At 60.9% G+C, this 18,366-nt stretch carries 22 protein-coding genes; 13 read left to right on the plus strand and 9 right to left on the minus strand.

The features are described from left to right. The first annotated feature begins 4 nt into the window (after nt 1–4). The 5 genes from thiL (at nt 5) to AC0IYN_RS13895 (ending at nt 3,704) form a co-directional block, all read left to right on the plus strand. Nucleotides 5–970 carry a thiamine-phosphate kinase gene (gene thiL, locus AC0IYN_RS13875; RefSeq protein ID WP_457249021.1) on the plus strand — a complete coding sequence of 322 codons (966 nt, stop codon included), beginning with the start codon at nt 5–7 and terminating at the stop codon, nt 968–970. A 66-nt stretch (nt 971–1,036) separates the two neighbouring features. Continuing rightward, the gene (locus AC0IYN_RS13880) at nt 1,037–1,756 is read left to right on the plus strand and encodes a substrate-binding periplasmic protein (RefSeq protein WP_406596854.1); all 720 of its coding nucleotides are present in this window, start codon (nt 1,037–1,039) and stop codon (nt 1,754–1,756) included. A 129-nt stretch (nt 1,757–1,885) separates the two neighbouring features. Next, on the plus strand, nt 1,886–2,503 hold the full coding sequence (gene ribA, locus AC0IYN_RS13885) for a GTP cyclohydrolase II (RefSeq protein ID WP_016978544.1): 618 nt from the start codon (nt 1,886–1,888) through the stop codon (nt 2,501–2,503). Further along, on the plus strand, nt 2,500–2,919 hold the full coding sequence (locus tag AC0IYN_RS13890) for a nuclear FMR1 interacting 1 family protein (protein WP_033897956.1): 420 nt from the start codon (nt 2,500–2,502) through the stop codon (nt 2,917–2,919). Before ribA ends, AC0IYN_RS13890 begins: the two co-directional genes overlap by 4 nt. Further along, nucleotides 2,916–3,704, plus strand: coding sequence for a cobalamin-binding protein (locus AC0IYN_RS13895; protein ID WP_406596855.1), 789 nt, complete (start codon nt 2,916–2,918; stop codon nt 3,702–3,704). Before AC0IYN_RS13890 ends, AC0IYN_RS13895 begins: the two co-directional genes overlap by 4 nt. Before the next feature lie 91 nt (nt 3,705–3,795). Here the strand turns inward: AC0IYN_RS13895 and AC0IYN_RS13900 are convergent, their stop codons facing one another. The 6 genes from AC0IYN_RS13900 to AC0IYN_RS13925 all read right to left on the minus strand — a co-directional run bounded on the left by AC0IYN_RS13900 (nt 3,796) and on the right by AC0IYN_RS13925 (nt 10,061). Next, a complete protein-coding gene (locus tag AC0IYN_RS13900) occupies nt 3,796–5,688 on the minus strand; it encodes a TonB-dependent receptor domain-containing protein (RefSeq protein WP_471841791.1) in 1,893 nt (630 codons plus the stop codon). A gap of 118 nt (nt 5,689–5,806) precedes the next feature. After that, entirely contained in the window at nt 5,807–7,705 is a 1,899-nt protein-coding gene (dxs, locus tag AC0IYN_RS13905; protein WP_406596857.1) for a 1-deoxy-D-xylulose-5-phosphate synthase, read from the minus strand. Nucleotides 7,706–7,815: 110 nt separating this feature from the next. Then, nucleotides 7,816–8,703, minus strand: coding sequence for a (2E,6E)-farnesyl diphosphate synthase (gene ispA, locus AC0IYN_RS13910; protein WP_457248395.1), 888 nt, complete (start codon nt 8,701–8,703; stop codon nt 7,816–7,818). Continuing rightward, entirely contained in the window at nt 8,700–8,942 is a 243-nt protein-coding gene (locus tag AC0IYN_RS13915) for an exodeoxyribonuclease VII small subunit (protein WP_003176346.1), read from the minus strand. Before AC0IYN_RS13915 ends, ispA begins: the two co-directional genes overlap by 4 nt. 158 nt (nt 8,943–9,100) lie before the next feature. Then, a complete protein-coding gene (locus tag AC0IYN_RS13920; RefSeq protein ID WP_406596859.1) occupies nt 9,101–9,478 on the minus strand; it encodes a MerR family transcriptional regulator in 378 nt (125 codons plus the stop codon). Further along, nucleotides 9,417–10,061 carry an NAD(P)H-dependent oxidoreductase gene (locus AC0IYN_RS13925; RefSeq protein ID WP_406596860.1) on the minus strand — a complete coding sequence of 215 codons (645 nt, stop codon included), beginning with the start codon at nt 10,059–10,061 and terminating at the stop codon, nt 9,417–9,419. Before AC0IYN_RS13925 ends, AC0IYN_RS13920 begins: the two co-directional genes overlap by 62 nt. 186 nt (nt 10,062–10,247) lie before the next feature. Between AC0IYN_RS13925 and AC0IYN_RS13930 the strand changes: the two genes are divergently transcribed. Further along, nucleotides 10,248–11,279: a PDDEXK nuclease domain-containing protein gene (locus AC0IYN_RS13930; RefSeq protein ID WP_471841794.1), complete on the plus strand. Its 1,032-nt coding sequence runs from the start codon at nt 10,248–10,250 to the stop codon at nt 11,277–11,279. A gap of 15 nt (nt 11,280–11,294) precedes the next feature. Here the strand turns inward: AC0IYN_RS13930 and AC0IYN_RS13935 are convergent, their stop codons facing one another. The 3 genes from AC0IYN_RS13935 to ycaC all read right to left on the minus strand — a co-directional run bounded on the left by AC0IYN_RS13935 (nt 11,295) and on the right by ycaC (nt 13,109). After that, nucleotides 11,295–11,729, minus strand: coding sequence for a hypothetical protein (locus tag AC0IYN_RS13935; RefSeq protein ID WP_406596862.1), 435 nt, complete (start codon nt 11,727–11,729; stop codon nt 11,295–11,297). 29 nt (nt 11,730–11,758) lie between these two features. After that, nucleotides 11,759–12,325, minus strand: coding sequence for a hypothetical protein (locus AC0IYN_RS13940; protein WP_457238983.1), 567 nt, complete (start codon nt 12,323–12,325; stop codon nt 11,759–11,761). Between the two features lie 151 nt (nt 12,326–12,476). Then, nucleotides 12,477–13,109: an isochorismate family cysteine hydrolase YcaC gene (ycaC, locus tag AC0IYN_RS13945; protein WP_406596864.1), complete on the minus strand. Its 633-nt coding sequence runs from the start codon at nt 13,107–13,109 to the stop codon at nt 12,477–12,479. Between the two features lie 370 nt (nt 13,110–13,479). On the opposite strand from ycaC, the gene AC0IYN_RS13950 reads away from it, so the two are divergent. From AC0IYN_RS13950 to AC0IYN_RS13980, 7 genes are all read left to right on the plus strand, one after another. Then, nucleotides 13,480–14,061 carry a YjfI family protein gene (locus AC0IYN_RS13950; protein ID WP_071493700.1) on the plus strand — a complete coding sequence of 194 codons (582 nt, stop codon included), beginning with the start codon at nt 13,480–13,482 and terminating at the stop codon, nt 14,059–14,061. Between the two features lie 17 nt (nt 14,062–14,078). Next, the gene (locus AC0IYN_RS13955) at nt 14,079–14,777 is read left to right on the plus strand and encodes a PspA/IM30 family protein (protein ID WP_078050361.1); all 699 of its coding nucleotides are present in this window, start codon (nt 14,079–14,081) and stop codon (nt 14,775–14,777) included. 85 nt (nt 14,778–14,862) lie between these two features. Then, a complete protein-coding gene (locus AC0IYN_RS13960) occupies nt 14,863–15,423 on the plus strand; it encodes a rhomboid family intramembrane serine protease (RefSeq protein WP_457248390.1) in 561 nt (186 codons plus the stop codon). A 72-nt stretch (nt 15,424–15,495) separates the two neighbouring features. Next, a complete protein-coding gene (locus AC0IYN_RS13965) occupies nt 15,496–16,530 on the plus strand; it encodes an ion channel (RefSeq protein ID WP_457239218.1) in 1,035 nt (344 codons plus the stop codon). Next, nucleotides 16,517–17,191 (plus strand): DUF2491 family protein, encoded by a 675-nt coding sequence (locus AC0IYN_RS13970; RefSeq protein ID WP_457248389.1) that lies wholly within the window; start codon nt 16,517–16,519, stop codon nt 17,189–17,191. Before AC0IYN_RS13965 ends, AC0IYN_RS13970 begins: the two co-directional genes overlap by 14 nt. A 15-nt stretch (nt 17,192–17,206) precedes the next feature. Next, nucleotides 17,207–17,635, plus strand: a complete 429-nt coding sequence (locus AC0IYN_RS13975; protein ID WP_078050357.1) for a DUF350 domain-containing protein — start codon at nt 17,207–17,209, stop codon at nt 17,633–17,635. An 18-nt stretch (nt 17,636–17,653) separates the two neighbouring features. After that, the gene (locus AC0IYN_RS13980) at nt 17,654–18,364 is read left to right on the plus strand and encodes a DUF1190 domain-containing protein (RefSeq protein ID WP_406596869.1); all 711 of its coding nucleotides are present in this window, start codon (nt 17,654–17,656) and stop codon (nt 18,362–18,364) included. The last annotated feature ends 2 nt before the right edge of the window (nt 18,365–18,366 follow it).

An 18,366-nucleotide genomic window follows, 5' to 3' on the forward strand; every position in this document is an offset into this window, starting at 1 on the left:
CTGAATGGGCGAGTTTGAGCTGATCCGCAACTACTTCGCCGCCGCGCCCTGTGCGCAAGGCGGCGAAGGCATTGCCCTGGGGATCGGCGATGACTGCGCCTTGCTGGCGCTCCCCGCAGGGGAGCACTTGGCAATCTCCACCGACACATTGGTGGCCGGGGTGCATTTTTCCGACCCCTGCGACCCGTTCCTGCTGGGCCAACGTTCTTTGGCCGTGGCCGTCAGCGACCTGGCCGCCATGGGCGCCCACCCCCTCGCGTTTACCCTTGCCTTGACCACACCGACCGTCGATGCCGATTGGCTGCAACGCTATGCCCAAGGGTTGAACCTCATGGCGCAACGCTGCGGCGTGGGCCTGGTGGGTGGCGACACCACCCGTGGGCCCTTGAGCCTGACCCTGACGGTGTTTGGTCGGGTACCGGCTGGGCAAGCCTTGACCCGCAGCGGTGCGCGACCCGGCGACCTGCTGTGCGTGGGCGGTGAACTGGGCAATGCCGCCGGCGCCTTGCCGCTGGTGTTGGGCCTGCGCGGCGCCGACGCAGCGGTTGCCGATCCATTGCTGGCCCACTACTGGTCGCCGCAGCCGCAATTGGCCTTGGGGCTGGCACTGCGCGGCAAGGCGACGTCTGCGATGGATATTTCCGACGGGTTACTGGCCGATTGTGGACATATCGCGACGGCGTCCAAGGTCAGCCTGTTGATCGAACGCCAGTGCTTGCCGTTGTCCCAGGCGCTGCTGGCGTTTGTCGGCGATGACGAAGCGCGCGTGGCGGCCCTGAGCGGCGGCGACGACTACGTGCTGGCGTTCACCCTGCCACCTGTCGAGTTGGCGCCATTGCTGGCCGACGGCTGGCCGATCCATGTGATCGGCCGGGTCGAGGCGGGGCAGGGCGTCACCCTGCTTGACGCCACTGGGCAGGACATCACGCCGGCCATCCGTGGCTACCAGCATTTTCGCCAGACGCCCTGAATCGGCGAGCTGCGCTACCCTCTATAGCGTTATCACGGATGCAAGGCCCTGTAGGAGGTCGTCACCATGGATGTGCGCCGCTGGCTGCTGATAGTGCTGTGTGCCTTTATGGCGGTGGCCCAGGCGCAGGACGTGCCCGGCAAGATCATGCTGGCCAGTGAGGAATGGAACGACTACACCAACAAAGACGGCACCGGCCTGGCCTGGGACGTGTTGCGCCAAGTCTTCGAGCCCGCCGGTATCAAGGTGCAGACCCGCTCCGTGCCCTACACCCGCTCGGTTGGCCTGGCCCAGCGCGGCGAGGTGGACGGCTGGGTGGGCTCCTATCGTGATGAAGCCGAGGGTGTGTTGTACCCCCACTGGAACTTCGATTCCGACCATATCTACGCGCTCGGGCTGGCCAGCACGCCGGCGCCGACAGTGGCCACGCTGGGCAATTACCGCCTGGCCTGGGTGCGCGGCTACAAGTACGAGGAGTACTTGCCCAACGTGCACCGCTTCAACCAGATCGAGCGCCGCGACGGCATTCTGCCGATGCTGGAACACGCCCGGGCCGACTTCTATATCGATGCGTTGACCGAGGCCAAGTACGTGCTCAGCCAGGCCGATGACCCGTCGAAGTTCGCACTCACGCCGATTGCCGAACTGCCGTTGTACATCGGTTTTGCCGACAACGAGCGGGGCCGGGGCTTGATGGCTGTCTTTGACCAGCGCATGGCGGCCCTGGTGAAAAGCGGCGAGTTAAAGCCGATATTCGAGCGCTGGAAACAACCCTATCCGTTCTGACGTGCATAGAACCAGGTCGAAGGCCAATCGAACCTATTGATCTTTATCAGCGATAATTCAGCTTAAGCGTCTGTAGGAACGTGCTGTTACAATGGCCGCCTCTGTAAAAACTGAATTCAGGAGCACACGGTGCCCGTCGTTTTCGTCGCCGCTTCCAAGCTGCCTACCCCTTTTGCCACGTTCACCATGAACGGCTTTCTCGAAGAAGCCACCGGACGTGAGCACGTTGTGCTCAGCCTCGGTGATATCGCGGACGGCGCGCCGGTGCTTGGCCGTGTGCACTCCGAGTGCCTGACTGGCGATGCGTTGTTCAGCCAGCGCTGCGACTGCGGCTCGCAACTGGAAGCGGCTATGCGGGCCATCGCCCGTGAAGGCCGGGGCGTGCTGCTGTATTTGCGTCAGGAAGGCCGGGGCATTGGCCTGATGAACAAGATCCGCGCCTACGAGCTGCAAGATGGCGGCGCCGATACGGTCGAAGCCAACGAGCGCCTGGGTTTTGCTGCCGACCAGCGTGACTACGCGATCTGCCTGCCGATGCTGGAGCACCTGGGCGTCAAGTCCCTGCGCCTGATGACCAACAATCCGCGCAAGGTCAAAGCCTTGACCGAGATGGGCATCACCGTGGCCGAGCGCGTGCCGCTGCACACCGGGCACAACCCGCACAACAAACTCTACCTGGCCACCAAGGCCAGCAAGCTCGACCACATGATGGGCAACGAGCACCAAGGCGAGGTCGACCGCGCGTGACCCGAGGCCAGGTGAAACGGCGACTGTCCTTCAATTGGTGGCAGTACCTGGCCCTGGCGTTGCTGCCCCTGTTCGTGATCAACCTGGTGTTCGGCCAAGCCGAATCCCTGCTGCCGGTGCTGGCCATGCCGTTCTTCATTGCCGGCGTGGCCTCGATGTTCCTCAGCCTGCGCTACTTCAACGGCTATAAACACGCGTTGATCGCCACCTCCAAAGCCCTCGATACCCCCGAAGAACCGGCTGCCTGGATCACCCTGGCGGCCCGGCGGCGCACGGCGCTGCTGGTTGCTGCCGTCCCGGCCTGGATCGGCGCGCTGGCGGTGTTCGTCGGCCTGGAGGCAGTGCCGCTGTTCCTGTTGGCGCTGTCGACGCTGGTGCTGTTCTACCTCTACCGCATTCCCCGTCAACTGGGATGAGGCGTCGCTGGCTGGCGGTGCTGCTGCTGGCATTGAGCGCCCAGGCGCTGGCGGCCGAGCGGGTCGTGAGCCTGGCGCCGTCCCTGTCTGAAATCGTCGCTGAATTGGGTGCTGCCGACGTGCTGGTCGGCGTACTCGATGGCGGCGATCGTCCGGCTGCACTGGCGCAAGTGCCGTCAGTGGGGCGTTACGGCCAATTGGACATGGAGCGCCTGCTCGGCCTCAAGCCGGATCTGATCCTGCTGTGGCCCGGCAGCGTCGGCCCGACCCAGCGTGCGCAGTTGCAGCGGCTGAACATCCCGGTTTATGTCGCTGAGCCCCATAGCCTTGAGCAACTCACCACCCAGGTCCAGGCCATCGCCGAGCAATTGGGCCGTGCTGAGGCCGGCCGGCAATTGGCCGCGCAATTACGCCAACGCTTGGTCGAACTGCGTCAGCGCTATCAGCGTGCCGAGCCATTGCGTGTGTTTTACCAGGTGTGGAACCAGCCGCTGTATACCGTGGGCGGTGGGCAGATCATCAGCGATGCGTTGAATGTGTGCGGCGCGCGCAATGTGTTCGATGACCTCAAGTTGCCCGCGCCGCAGGTGAATATCGAGTCGGTGTTGCAGCGTGATCCCGAGATGATACTGGTGGGCGACCAGGCGCAGCAGGATGCGTGGAAGGTTTGGCCGGCGATGGCCGAGCGGGTGCGCGTGGTGCCGGACAAAGGCCTGGAGCGGCCCAGCGGGCAGATGCTGGAGGCGGTGGGGCGGTTGTGTCAGGTGATTGCGCCGGACCGCTGACATAGCTATCGCCGGCAAGCCAGCTCCTTCAGGGGGAATGCATTCCAAACGTAGGAGTTGGCTTGCCAGCGATGAGGCCGGGTCTGCCCACTCAGAGTTCAGGCGTCCAAGTGACCCCAAACATCCACACCCGTCCTTCTTCACGGTAATGCTGGTTGTTTTCGAAGTCCGGGTCCTGATAGCTGTACATCGCCCGTGCATATTCCTTGCCCAGCACGTTATCGACCTTCAGTGACAGCAGCACCTCGCGGTTCAGCGCCCAACTGCTGCGTAGCCCCAACAAGGCATACCCGCCGAGGCGATTGCGGTTCTCTTCATCGTCATAGCTGCTGCTGATGGCTTGCCAACTGGCGCCCAGCCCAAGCTTGTCAAATTGCCGATCCACGTCCAGGTTCAGAGTGCGCCGCGCCCGGCGGGCCAGGGTATGGCCGCTGTCACGGTCACGAGGGTCGATGATCGAGACGCCTAGATTGCCTTGCCAACCGAACAGTTGTTGCTTCAGCGCGGCTTCAAAGCCATTGATGCGTGCGGACGCCACGTTGTGTGGGATGTAGAAGTCCACCGGCTGCGCGACGATGGCATCCTTCAGGTCGGTGCGATGCAGCGAGGTTTCCAAGCGCAGGGTGTCACTCAGTTGACTGCGCCATTGCAGCTCATAGGTTTTTGAATGCTCGGGCTTGAGGTCGGGGTTGCTGCTGCCGGGGTAATACAAATCGTTGAAGCTGGGCGCGCGGAAGCCTTCGCTGTAAGACAGCAGCACTTCATTGTCTGGGTTCAGCGGTACGGTCAGGGTGCCACTCCAGGTGTTCTGGCTGCCGAACTGCTGGTTGGTGTCGTGGCGCAGGCCCAACTCGGTGGAAAACCGTTCGGCCGCGAAGCGATGCTGGATAAACGCCGCGCGGTTCCAACGGCTGTCCGCGTCAAAGTCGGTGGTGGCATGCACTCGATCTTCGTACCAGTCGCCACCGAGGATCAGGCTGTTGCGCTCATCCAGAGTCAAATCGTTCTGCCAGTTCACCGCGTCGCGATAGGTGTTGAAGGCGCTGCCCTCAGCACTGAGGTGGTCGCGCTTGGTGTCGCGGTTCTCGGTGTGGCCCAGCTCCAGTCGGGTCTGCCAGCGTTCGTTGAGTTTGGCGTCGACATAACTGCTGGCGCTGCTCACCGTGTAGTCGGTGTAGGGCTTCTGGCCGACGGTTTCGAAAAAGCTGACGGAGCGCCCGAACGGGTTGTCATATTCCGACTTGCCCCGACCATCCAGCAGGTTGAAGCCGACTTCGAGGTCATCGTTCAGCGAGTGGCTGAGGTTCAGGCTCAAGGACTTGTTGCGATAGGCGTCATTATCACCATCGCTGGCAAACGATTCATGAGTCCAATTGATGCCTCGGGTTTCATCCAGGCTGGCCCCGAGGTTGAAGCGCGTGCGCTCATCGCCGCCCGACAGGCCGAGGCTGCGTTCCCACGTCTGGTTGCTGCCAAAACCCACATGCAGGCGCGGATGAAGGCCGGCTTGGGCATTGCGTCGGGTGAAAATCTGGATAACCCCGCCGATGGCATCGCTGCCGTAGATCACTGAGCGCGAGCCGCGCAGCACTTCCACACGTTCAATCTGGTCAACGCTCAGAAACTGCAGGCCGCTGTCGCCCGAGGTGGCGTTGGCAATGCGCTGGCCGTCCACCAGCACCAGGCTCTGGGCCGTCTTGGTGCCGCGAATGAACACCCCCGGCAAACTGCCACGGCCACCGGTGGGCGCGATCTGTACGCCGGGCACGCGGCTGAGCAGGTCGGTGAGGCTGGTGGGTTGCAGGCGGTCGATATCGTCGCGGGTGAACACTGTGTTGGCGGCGCTACTATCGTTGCGGGCCTGAACCTGGCGGTTGGCGCTGATGACGACGTTGGGGAGTTTCAGCGCGTCGTCGCGGGTGTCGGCGAGCAGGTCGGTGGCAGGCAGAAGAAGAAAGGGCAGGGCAAAGTGCAGACGATTCATAGGCTGTCCATAGCGTTGTAGGAGCCGGCTTGCCGGCGATAGCGGTCTGTCTGACACACTGATGTTGAATGTGCGGCCGCTATCGCTGGCAAGCCAGCTCCTACAAGTGTTCGGGGTGTTACAGGCCGAGTAGTGCCATACGCTCGCGCACCGAAGCCTCAATCCCGGCTTCATCCAAGCCGCACTCCGCCAGCATCTGCGCCGGCTTGGCGTGTTCGACATACACATCCGGCAAGCCCAGGTGCAGCACTGACTTGAGGATGTTCTCCCGCGCCAGGAACTCGCTGACCGCCGCACCGGCGCCGCCCATGATGGCGTTTTCTTCGACGGTCACCAGCAGTTCATGGCTGCCGGCGATCTCGCGCACCAGGGCTTCATCCAGGGGTTTGACGAAACGCATGTCGACCACCGTGGCGTCGATCTTCTCCGCGACTTTCAGCGCTTCGGCCAGTTGCACGCCGAACACCAGGAACGCGGCCTTGCTGCCTTGACGACGCACGATGCCCTTGCCGATCTCGATAGGCTCAAGGTCTTTCTCGATCACTGCATTCGGGCCGTTGCCGCGCGGGTAGCGCACGGCGGCCGGGCCGTTGTACAGGTGGCCGGTGCTGAGCATCTTGCGCAGTTCGTTCTCGTCGCTCGGCGTCATCACCAGCATGCCGGGGATGCAGCGCAGGTACGACAAGTCGAAGCTGCCGGCGTGAGTCGGGCCGTCTTCGCCCACCAGGCCGGCGCGGTCGATGGCGAACAGCACATCGAGGTTCTGCACCGCCACGTCATGCACCAACTGGTCGTAACCGCGCTGCAGGAAGGTGGAGTAGATCGCCACCACTGGCTTGGCGCCTTCACAGGCCATGCCGGCGGCGAAGGTCACCGCGTGCTGCTCGGCAATCGCCACATCGAAGTAACGCAGCGGGAAACGCTCGCTGAACGCCACTAGGTCGGAGCCTTCCTTCATCGCCGGGGTAATGCCCACCAGGCGCGGGTCAGCGGCGGCCATGTCGCACAGCCATTCGCCGAACACACCGGAGTACTTCGGCCCGCTGGCCTTTTTCGGCGCGGCGGCAGGAGCGTCCAGGGGTTCCAGCTTGGTGATGGCGTGATAGCCAATCGGGTCGACTTCTGCCGGGGCGAAGCCTTTGCCTTTCTTGGTGACGATATGCAGGAACTGCGGGCCCTTGAGGTCACGCATGTTGCGCAGCGTGGCGATCAGAGTGGGCAGGTCATGGCCGTCGATCGGGCCGATGTAGTTCCAGCCCAGCTCTTCAAACAGGGTGCCGGGGACCAGCATGCCCTTGGCGTATTCTTCGGTGCGCCGGGCAATTTCCCACGCGCCGGGTAGGCGCGAGAGCACCTTCTTGCTGCCTTCGCGCATGCTGGCGTAGGTGCGGCTGGAGAGGATCTTGGCCAGGTAATTGGACAGGCCGCCGACGTTGCGCGAGATCGACATGTCGTTGTCGTTGAGGATCACCAACATGTTGGCGTCCACTTCCGGCGCATGGTTGAGCGCTTCGAAGGCCATGCCGGCGGTCAACGCGCCGTCACCAATCACCGCGATCGCCTTGCGATCACTGCCTTGCAGGCGGGCGGCGATCGCCATGCCCAGCGCTGCACTGATAGAGGTGCTGGAGTGGCCGACGCCAAAGGTGTCGTACTCGCTCTCGGCGCGGCGCGGGAAGGCGGCAATGCCGTCCTTCTGGCGCAGGCTGGCCATGCGCTCACGGCGACCCGTGAGGATCTTGTGCGGATACGCCTGATGGCCCACGTCCCACACCAGCCGGTCGTCCGGGGTATCGAACACGTAATGCAGGGCGATAGTCAGCTCGATGACGCCCAGGCCGGCACCAAAATGCCCACCGGTCTGGCCGACCGTGTAGAGCAATTCCAGGCGCAACTCATCGGCCAGGGTTTCCAGCTCGGCTTCACCCAGTCGACGCAGGCCGGCCGGCGTGACAGCACGGTCTAGCAGGGGCGTGGACGGGCGCTTGCGGGGAATCTCTTGAAACGTCGTGGGCATCAGGCGAATCGTTATAGGTATAGAAGAGGCGGCAGTTTACCTCAAGCATCGCAAACTGCCCACGCAGAGCGCCGAACTTGGCTGATATGCGGCTGCAAAGGCCGCGCTTATCAGTGCCGGCGTTCGACGATATACCGCGCCAGGTCACGCAGTGGCTCGGCCGCCGCGTCGAAAGGTCGCAGGGCGTCCAGGGCCTGGTTGCGCAGTTCCAGGGCATAGGCCTTGGCGGCTTCCAGCCCCAGCAGTGCAGGGTAAGTCGGCTTGTCCCGCGCGATATCGGCGCCTTGGCGTTTGCCCAGGGTCGCGGTGTCACTTTCCACGTCGAGGATGTCGTCCTGCACCTGGAACGCCAGGCCGATGGCCAGCGCGTAGGTCTTCAGCGTCGCCAATTGCGCTGCTTCGGCGCGCCCGCTGGCCAGGGCACCCAGGTGCACGGCGGCTTCGATCAAGGCGCCGGTCTTGTGGCGGTGCATGTATTCCAGCGCGTGTTGATCGAGCTTCTGGCCGACCGAACCGAGGTCGATGGCCTGGCCGCCGACCATGCCGGCCGGGCCTGCCGCCACGGCCAGGGCCGTGACCATGCGCAAGCGGATCTCGGCGTTGACGTTGCTCAGCGCCGGGTCCAGCAGTGCGCTGAACGCCAGGCTTTGCAAGCCATCGCCGGCGAGAATCGCGCAGGCTTCGTCAAAGGCTTTATGGGTGGTCGGCTGGCCGCGACGCAGATCATCGTCGTCCATGGCCGGCAAATCGTCGTGCACCAGGGAGTAGGCGTGGATCAACTCCACCGCACACGCCGCGCCATTGGCCTGCTCGGCGTCTGCGCCCAAGGCTTCACACGCCGCATACGCCAGCAGTGGGCGCACGCGCTTGCCGCCATTCATCACGCTATAGCGCATGGCTTCGTAAAGACGCTTGAGTTCGGGGCTTGGCGCAACAAACAAGGGTTCCAAGGCCGCATTGACCCGGGCTTGGCTACTGGCCTGATACGCGTCGATCATTCGGGCTGTTCCGCATCGAAAGGCTCTTCGGCCAACTCCCCGTCACGCTCCAGCAGCACCTGCACCTTCTGCTCCGCCTGCGCAAGCGCGCTCTGGCAGTCGCGGGTCAGGCCGATGCCTTGCTCAAACGCTGTCAACGAGTCTTCCAGCGACAACTCGCCGTTCTCCAGCCGCTCGACCAGGGTTTGCAGGTCGGCGAGGGATTGTTCGAAATCGAGTGCAACTTTTTTGCGGGCCATGGCGGCTATTCCGGTAGACGGTAAACCGGCGGGACACTAGCAGACATGGGGATTCTGGGCAAATAAGCGGGGGAGGGTGTTCAGGCGGTGAGCCGAATAAGCGCCCTATTCGGCTGATCAAATGAGCCGAATCCCCATTTCATTCGGCTCACCGCCGGTCAGGATCTTTGCGCCATTGACGAGCACTGTTCTTGTGATGTTTTCAACTGTGCTTCAAATGTCTGCAATCCCACGTGCATTTCCTGTAGCGCGGCAATTTTCAGGGCCAGTTCCTGCTTCTTGTCTGCGATTGCCTGGTCCGCCCGCTCCCAAGGCAATGCATCGCCTATGTGGCCTGAAAGAATCTCCTGCAATTCCTTGAGCTTGAACCCCAATTGCTGCGCGCACTTGATAAACATCAGCAGCTCAACGTTCTGCTCAGAATAGACCCGGTATTGGCCCTGACGCTGTGGCGCAGGCAGCAGCCCAATTGCCTCATAGTGACGAATCGCCTTGATGGTCGTGCCCGACAACTGCGCGGCTTTGCCGATGTACATGAAAACTCCTTTTTTCCGTTAAAGCGCCGGCCTGTTTCAGCCATGTATCCCGCTGCGCCGCAGTGGAGCCCAGCACCGGCCCGAACAGCAGCGTCTTTGCAGTCTTGACACCACAAAGCCCCAGCGTCGTCTTGCGCATCTGGTGGATGCCCGGCATGCGATAGAACCAACGGTAATACCATGGCGGCGTGTCCAGGGTCACCAGTAAATGTGCCGTTCGGCCGTGGAGCAGTTTGTCAGGAAAAGCTTTGCCCGCTCGGTATTTAAAGGCAAAACCGGGTAGGAAGATTCGGTCGATAAAACCCTTCATCAACGCCGGGAGGCCGCCCCACCAGATCGGGAAAACAAATGTCAGGTGAGTGGCCCAGAGAATGTCGGATTGCGCGCTGAGCAGGTCGGGCTCCAGCGGCTGAATCTGGGTGTAACCGTGATGAAGGACTGGGTCGAAAGCCAATTCGCCCAAGCGTACGACACGTACTTCATGGCCGGCGGTTTTTGCCGCCTGGATGTAGGTATCGGCCAGGGCTGAACAAAAGCTGGTGGCGGAAGGATGGCCGAGGATCACCAGGGTACGCGGGGTCATGGGGAGGTCCTGAACAGGGCGTTCCAGGGTAAAGGCTGCTGTATAGGGGAGAGTCAAGTCAGTAGTCCGCAATGGCCAGCAGGACGTTTCTGTAGTTATTGAAGGGTCCTTCTTGGAACGACCTTCGCCCCTTGTGACCGTCAATACGCCTGACTAGCCTGCCTCAAAACTCCAGAGTGACATGGCATGAGCGAACCCTGTATCGGCTTGACCACACCACCAGCGGGCTACAGTGACTGGCTGACCGACCTGAAAGGCCGTATTCATGCGGCGCAACAGCGCGCAACACTGGCAGTGAATCGGGAATTGGTGTTGCTCTATTGGCAGATCGGCCACGATATTTTGACCCGCCAGGCGGAGCAGGGCTGGGGCAGCAAAGTCATAGATCGACTTGCCCAGGATTTGCGTGCGGCCTTTCCCCGAATGAAGGGTTTTTCGCCGCGTAATCTCAAGTACATGCGTGCTTTTGCCGAGGCGTGGCCAGATGCTGAATTTGTGCAAGAGGTGCTTGCACAATTGCCCTGGTATCACCATTTGGCATTACTGGACAAACTCCCCGGCCCCGAAACCCGCCGCTGGTACATAGCCCAGGCGATAGAGAACAACTGGTCGCGTAACTCGCTGGTGATGCAAATCGAAAACCGCTTGTTGGAGCGCAGTGGCAAGGCGGTCAGCAACTTCGAGACCCACCTGCCCAAACCGCAATCCGACCTGGCGCGTGAGTCGCTGAAAGACCCTTACCGATTTGACTTCCTCAGCCTGGCCCTGGACGCGCAGGAGCGCGACATAGAAAACGCCTTGATCAAGCACGTCACCGACTTTTTGTTGGAGCTGGGCGCCGGTTTCGCCTTTGTCGGCCAGCAAGTACTGTTGGATGTCGGAGGCGATGAGTTTTTTGTCGATCTGCTGTTCTATCACGTGAAGCTACGCTGCTACGTGGTCATCGAACTGAAAACCGGCAAGTTCAAACCCGAGCATCTGGGGAAACTGAGCTTTTATCTGGCTGCCGTCGATGCCCAGCTTAAACATCCACAAGACGGGCCCACCATCGGCCTGCTGTTGTGCAAGAGCAAGAACGAAGTCGTCGCCGAATATGCGTTGCGCGATAACAATCGACCGATTGGTGTAGCGGAATATCAACTGGTTGAGTCGTTGCCCGCAGAGCTGCGAACCAGCCTGCCAAGCATCAAGCAGATCGAGCGGGAGCTGGCGGGTTAAAACCGACTGATAGCCTCAAAACCCCGGCGGAATATACCCCGGCACAAATGGCACATTCAGGCACTTGCCATGCAGGATCCGGCCATCCTCAATCCTGAACAGCACGATCTTCTTCGCCTTATCCACCGTGGCTTCCAGCTTGCAATCCGAACTGTGCCCGACTTGCTGGTAATACTCGGTGTACACCATCCCGTTTCCGGTGTGATTCATTGAAGTCCCGGCGGCTTCAGTGGTTGTCCATGAAGAGGATTTGTGCCAGGTCATCACTACCTGCGCGTCGCCATTGGGCGCATTCTGCTTCTTCATCGAGTCGGGCTTGCCGAATAAATCCAGCGCCTCTTGCACGTCACGGCCTTCCCAGCGCGACTGTGCAATCAGGTGGCACCCGTTGATAAACAGTACCGCAGGCAACAAGAGCCCAACCAGCAACAGCCTTGTCCATGTAGGCATCGTGAATCCTTCTTATCGGTGAGTGTTGATCAGCGCTTGTTGCCCAGCATGTCGTCGAGGTCGTCGATCATCTGGCTCTTCTCCTGAGTCGGCCCCAACTGCTCGAACATGGCCTTGGTGGTCTGGATCATCTGCAAATGGGTCATCTTGCCCATGGCGATGGTGTCCTTGCTCTTGCCCGGCTCACAGACAAACGCAAGCGTGCGATCGAGCCAGAATTCCTTTGGCGTCTGCCACGTGGTGGAGACCTTTAAGTGCGTGAGGGTGTAGGAAAATGGCGCGACCGATTGCCCGTTCAGAAAGCGCAGCTTGCGCGTCGGGCACTGCACCTCAAGGTTGTACACATCGATCATCGGCTTGCCCGGTTCCTCATATACCAAGGTGACCGCTACCAACGTGGCGCCCTTTGTTTTTTTCGATGGAACCACCGAAGTGCGGTCGGCCACATACATGACATTTTGATGGGCCCGGCCGCTGCCGTAGATGATCGACCAGTCGCCGATCGGTGTTTGCTCGTCGGCGAATGCCAATGGGGTACTGGCCAGTAATGCTACTGGCAGTGCTAAGAAACGACCGACCTTGGTTAATGTATTCAACAGCGTCCTTCCTTGAGGTCCGAATCAAGGGAAGGACTTTAGTGATGAGCCTGCTCGGTCACAATTAGGGCAAGTGTGCTAATGGCGAATGGCTAGTGAACAACGAAAAAGCCTGCTGTTTAAGGCAGGCTTAGTGGGTGCAGCGATTGACTCAGTCCTTGCGCGCCGTCAGCGCCGAGTAGCCATTCATCAAATTGCGATAGTTAGGAATGCGCTGGGACAACAGATTCCCCAGGCCTTCGATGTCGTTGCGCCAATCGCGATGCAGCTCACAGGCCACCGAGAACCAGTTCATCATCTGCGCCCCGGCTTGCGTCATCCGGCTCCACGCCGCCTGCTGCACCGTGGTATTGAACGTGCCCGATGCATCGGTGACTACGAACACATCAAACCCTTCCGCCAGCGCCGACAAGGTCGGGAAGGCTACGCAAACATCCGTGACTACACCGGCAATGATGATCTGCTTACGGCCGGTGGCCTTGATCGCCTGGACGAAGTCTTCGTTGTCCCAGGCATTGATCTGGCCAGGGCGGGCGATGTAGGGCGCGTCCGGGAACATCTCCTTCAGCTCTGGCACCAGCGGGCCGTTGGGGCCTTGCTCGAAGCTGGTGGTGAGGATGGTCGGCAGGTTGAAGAACTTGGCCAGGTCGGCGAGGGCCAGGACGTTGTTCTTGAACTCGTTGGGCGAGAAGTCCTGCACCAGGGAGATCAGGCCGGTCTGGTGGTCGACCAGCAGAACTACGGCGTCGTCTTTGTTCAAGCGGTTGTAGGTTGCAGTGCTCATGGTTGAATCCTTTTTTGTTTAGGTTGGTTGGGCGTTGCGTTCAACATGGGCACAGATTAATGGGTGGCCTGCGGGGGATAAATCGGCTGGGATAGGTAATGCCGTCAACTCAGACGAGACAATTGTTGAGCTGGCAAGAGGACAGCTCTGTTTCGTGACAGGAAAATGTAAGGAAAAAAATCTCACGCGTGAGCTATTGAGTGTGGCGAAAATAGCCTGTAGATTTTCTCACGCGTGAGTTTTTCACAGCGAGGTCAGTACCATGAAAAGCAGCTCTCCATCGAGCCCGCCAGCAGGGCCCGATACCGATTCAGCCAGCCTTCCGGGAGAGCGCTTGAAGCCGTCCGCGAAAAAGCCATCGAGCTTTTACATGAAGCAGATGCGCGCGGGCCTGGCGGCCGCCGGCTATGTGAAACACGAGACTTGGGTGCTTCCCGAAAACCGAAGCCTGCTCAAGCAGATGGAGAAACAGCTTCGCCAGCCGATCCTGGCTGGCTCATTCATGTCGGAGAATTTCATGAGCGCAGGTAACAACTGGAATATCGATCGCCTCTTCACGGCGCTTCAGGCCCTGGACGAGGTGGTCTCCAACGACATTACGCTTTCTCTGGTTCAAGGCTCCGAGTCGAGCATCAAGCTGGAGATGAACGACTTCGGTGGCCTGCCGATTTACATCGCCGTGGTGGGCGAGCAGATCATCGTCGACACCGTGCTGGTCGATGTCGAGTCCATCAACGATGTCGCGAAATTCAATGATGCGGTACTGCGCAGCCGGGAAATGTTCCCGCTGTCTTCCATCGGTATCGAGTCCATGCCTAACGGGCAGGTGGTCTACAACATGTTCGGCGCGTTGAGCTCCGACTCCAGCCTGACCAACATCGTGACCGAGGTGAAAACCCTGGTCGACAACGTGCAACGCGCCAGCGAAGCCTTTGAACGTTTCTTCAATTAAGCATTCGGGAGTATCCAATGACTCAATCCATCTGGAGCAAACTGTTCACCGCGCTGCGCGGCGGTGCCAGCGAAGTCGGCGAATCGATCGTCGACCAACAAGCCCTGCGCATTCTTGATCAGGAAATTCGTGATGCGGACACCGCGCTGGCCAACGCCAAGCGTGAGCTGGTCAGCATCATGGCCAAGCACAAACTGGCCACTGATCGCGTCAGCGAGTACGACGCCAAGATCAAGGACCTGGAGTCCAAGGCGATGGCTGCCCTGCAGGCCAATCGCGAAGACCTGGCCCTGGAAGTGGCCGAAGCCATTTCGACCCTGACCAGCGAGCGCGACGCCGAGCACAAGCAGGCCACTGAGTTCGGCGCCTACGCCGACAGCATGCGCAAGGACATCACCAAGGCCGAAAGCCGGATCAAAAGCCTGCGCCAGCAAGTGGACATGGCCAAGGCGCGCGAAAGCGTACAGAAAGCCCAGGTCAGCGCCTCTATCGCCAGCGGTGGTGCCAACGGCAAGCTGGAAACCGCCGTCGGTACGCTGAATCGCCTGCAGGCCAAGCAGCAGCAACGCGCTGCGGAACTGCAAGCCCAGGATGAACTGGCCGAGGCGTCGACCGGTACCGACCTGGAACGCAAGCTGCGTGAAGCCGGCATCACGCCGAACGAGGGCAGCGCCAATGCGATTCTGGAACGCCTGAAGCAAAAGTCGGCCGAGTAACACTGCACCTGTGGTGAGGGCGCAAGCTCCCTCGCCACAGGTTACCGATCGCCCGGATGGTATTTATTGTGACCTCGAGGTGAGGATGGACGCCCTGAAGGGTTTCAAGACAATCGCAGGCCTGGCGCTGTTCATGGTCGCGCTGCAAGTGCTCAATGCGGCGACCGGTTACAGCCTCTTGGTCTTCGGCTTGGTCCCACGGACGCTGCAGGGGCTGTTCGGGATCCTCGCCTCACCGTTTCTGCACGGCTCTTTTGCGCACCTCAGCGCCAACCTGATTGCCTTCTTGATCCTGGGCACCCTGGTCATTGTCGAAGGGTTCAACCGATTCGTGACCGTCAGCGCGATCATCATCCTGCTGGGCGGCTCTTTGGTCTGGCTGTTCGGTTTTGCGGGCGTGCACGTGGGGGCCAGCGGTTGGGTCTTCGGGTTGTGGGCCTACCTGTTATCGCGCGCCTGGTTCCACCGGAGCTGGAGCAACCTGATAACAGCCGGTGTCGTGGCGGTACTGTATGGCGGACTGGTCCTTGGCTTTCTTCCTCGCCAGGGCGTTTCCTTCGAAGGGCATCTGTTTGGTGCATTCGCCGGATTTATTGCAGCCAAGGTACTTCTCTCCAAACCACGCAGCAGGTTTAATGCCGGCTGAGCGCACTTGAGCATCCAGATGTCGAGGCGAAGACGTCATCAGGAATCAAGTACCCAGGGAGTCAGGGACGAAATGTCGATTTTTCTTCTGTTGCGCCTCTACGCGTCCTCCCTCTTTCACCGCTTCGGCTGGGCAGGCCTGGTCATCGCCTTGGGTGTACACCTGAGCACGGCTTACCTGGGCCTGATGCTTCTGGGCGAGCAACACCTCACTGCGGCCGCCACATTTGTTTACTTCTATCTCACCACCACGCTGACCGTCGGCTATGGTGATCTTGCCCCGCAGACCTCGGCAGGCCGGGTGTTCGTGGCGGCCTGGGTCATGCTCGGCGGCATTGCGCTGCTGACCGCCGCCATCGGCAAAACCACCAGCAGTGTCATCGATGCATGGAGAAAAGGCATGAAGGGCAAAGGCGATTTCACCGGCAAGGTCGGTCATACCGTGCTTATTGGCTGGGAAGGCGCGTCCAGTGAGCGGGTCATTGAGTTGTTGCTGCAAGACGAAACCTCGAACGACAACCTGATCGTCATCTGCGACTGCACCCTCGACGAAAACCCGATGCCGGGCAAAGCGGCGTTCATTCGCGGTGACAGCCTGTCCTCCACGGCGTTATTGCTGCGTGCCGGTGTACCCGGCGCCGAGCGTGTGCTGGTGCGCACCCCGTCGGACGACCTGACCCTGGCCACCGTGCTGGCAGTGAATCAGTTGAATCCTGTCGGGCATGTGGTCGCGCACTTCAATGAAAGTGAAATTGCCGCACTGGCCAGCTCCTACGCGCCGCGCCTGGAATGCACCTCCAGCATGGCCATCGAAATGCTGGTGCGCGCCTCGCAAGACCCGGGCTCATCGGTGGTCATTAATGAGCTACTGTGCGTGGGGCAGGGCGCCACCCAATACCTGATGAAATTGCCCGAGGCCTTTGAAGCCACCTTCGGCGACCTGTACACCCGGATGAAAGAACACCACAACGCCACCCTCATCGGCTATCGCGCCAAAGGCGCCCAGCAACCGTCGATCAACCCGCCCAGCGCCACGCGCGTTGAAGGTGGCGAACTCTTCTACATCGCCTCCACCCGCCTCAAGGAAATCTCCAATGGGATGGTTTAAACAGTTGATGGGGCTTGAGGCCCCGAACGCGACCCCACAGTCGAACCGGCCGGCCGTCGAAGCCCTGCCGACCACCGGCCCGTTGGGCCTGGCACCGGGCAAAGGCGTGATGTTCGACACCACCCTGAAGTTGTTGCTCGACGGGCATACCTCGGTGGTGATCCCCGGCTCCCAGGAAATCTGGAGTAACGGCACCGTCGACCTCGGGCAGTCGACCTGGCTGTCGCGCTACTACATGAACGACGAAGATTACTGGTTGCAGGTGCACACCACCGGCGACATCGCCGGGCAGGTCGAGTCCGTCATCCTGTTCAACTACCTCAGTTACGTCACCCTCAGCAGCGAAGCTGAACTGCGCCGGCTGGCGGGGCCCCAGAGCCTGATCGGGTTGCCGACCTACACCCACAACGGCGTCGAATACACGCGCGTATGGGGCAGCGAGGAGGGCCAGACTGAACTGGTGGCAATGAGCGAGCACGTGATAAACCCCGAGGATTCCTACAGCGTCGAGCACCGCTCAATGCTATATGCCCGTGACACAGGCCTGACCGACCGACGGGAGTTCCTGCTGTTTTCCGTCGAAGAAGACGCGGAAGGCACCATCAGCCTGAGCACGTCGCTGGGCATTTCGCTGTACACAACCGACTTGAACGCGCTCTAAAAAAGGACGAAACACATGCTAGAAGCTCTCTCCATCTCCCTGAACAAAGCGGCCGTGTTCGGGTTTGTCATCTACATCCTCGGGGCTGCGGTGTTGTTCGCGGTGTTCCAGTTCATCTACACCCGCATCACGCCGCACAAGGAGTTCGAGCTGATCCGTGCGGGCAACGTCTCTGCGGCGGTCGCCCTGGGCGGCGCTATCGTCGGCTTCGCCATTCCGGCCAGCAACGTGATTGCCTACTCCATCAACCTCCTCGACTTCGTGGTCTGGGCAGTGATCGCCGCCGTCGTCCAACTGTTGGCGTTCCTGCTGACCAGCCTGGTGCTCAAAGGCACGTCCGAGCGCATCAAGAACGGCGAACTCGCGGCCGGCATCTACGTCGCCGCCGTGGCCATCAGCGTCGGCATGTTGAATGCCGCGTGCATGACGCCTACCCAGAACTGATCGCGCCCGGAGCTCCCGATGAAACGAAGCAAGTACGTCCAGCTGTCGCTGGCAGCGTCGGTCGCCATGGCGATATCCGGCTGTGGCCCGACGGAAAAAACCTACGACCTGCAGAAGAAATACAACTTCCAGTCCGTCCAGCAGTGCGCCGATGAAAAACTTCCGGTAGATGTCTGCTCGGACGCCTACATGACCGCCATGGCCGAGCATCGCCGCATAGCGCCGGTGTACGACAGCCAGGCCGATTGCGATGCCGATTTCGTCGCCGACTGGTGCCAGCAGGACTCCACCGGCAAGTTCATCCCCCGCCTGGGCGGTTTCGAACTGACCGCCGAAGGCCAGGTGACACAGTCCCAGGTCGATGCGGCCAATGCTCAAGCCAACTCACAAGCGAACAGTGGCGGCTCAGGCTTCTCCACCAGCAGCCTGCTGACCGGCCTGCTGATCGGCAACATGCTGAGTAACAATCGCAACAGCTACCGCTCCGAGCCGGTGTATCGCTACCGCGACGATCGCGGCAATTACGGCTCCTCGACGCTCAACCAGCGCGTCTCCAATGGCGCCACCTTTGGCCGCTCGAACCAGGCCCGCTACGGCAGCAGCAACTACACCAACACGCTGCGCACCTCCGCCAAGTCGAGCTCCGTCGCTTCGGCCACCTCCCGTGGCGGCTTCGGCAGCAAGGCCAGCGCACGCAGCGGCTGGGGCGGCGGCGGGTCGAGCAGTTAAGG

Source organism: Pseudomonas sp. AC112, from assembly GCF_979253545.1.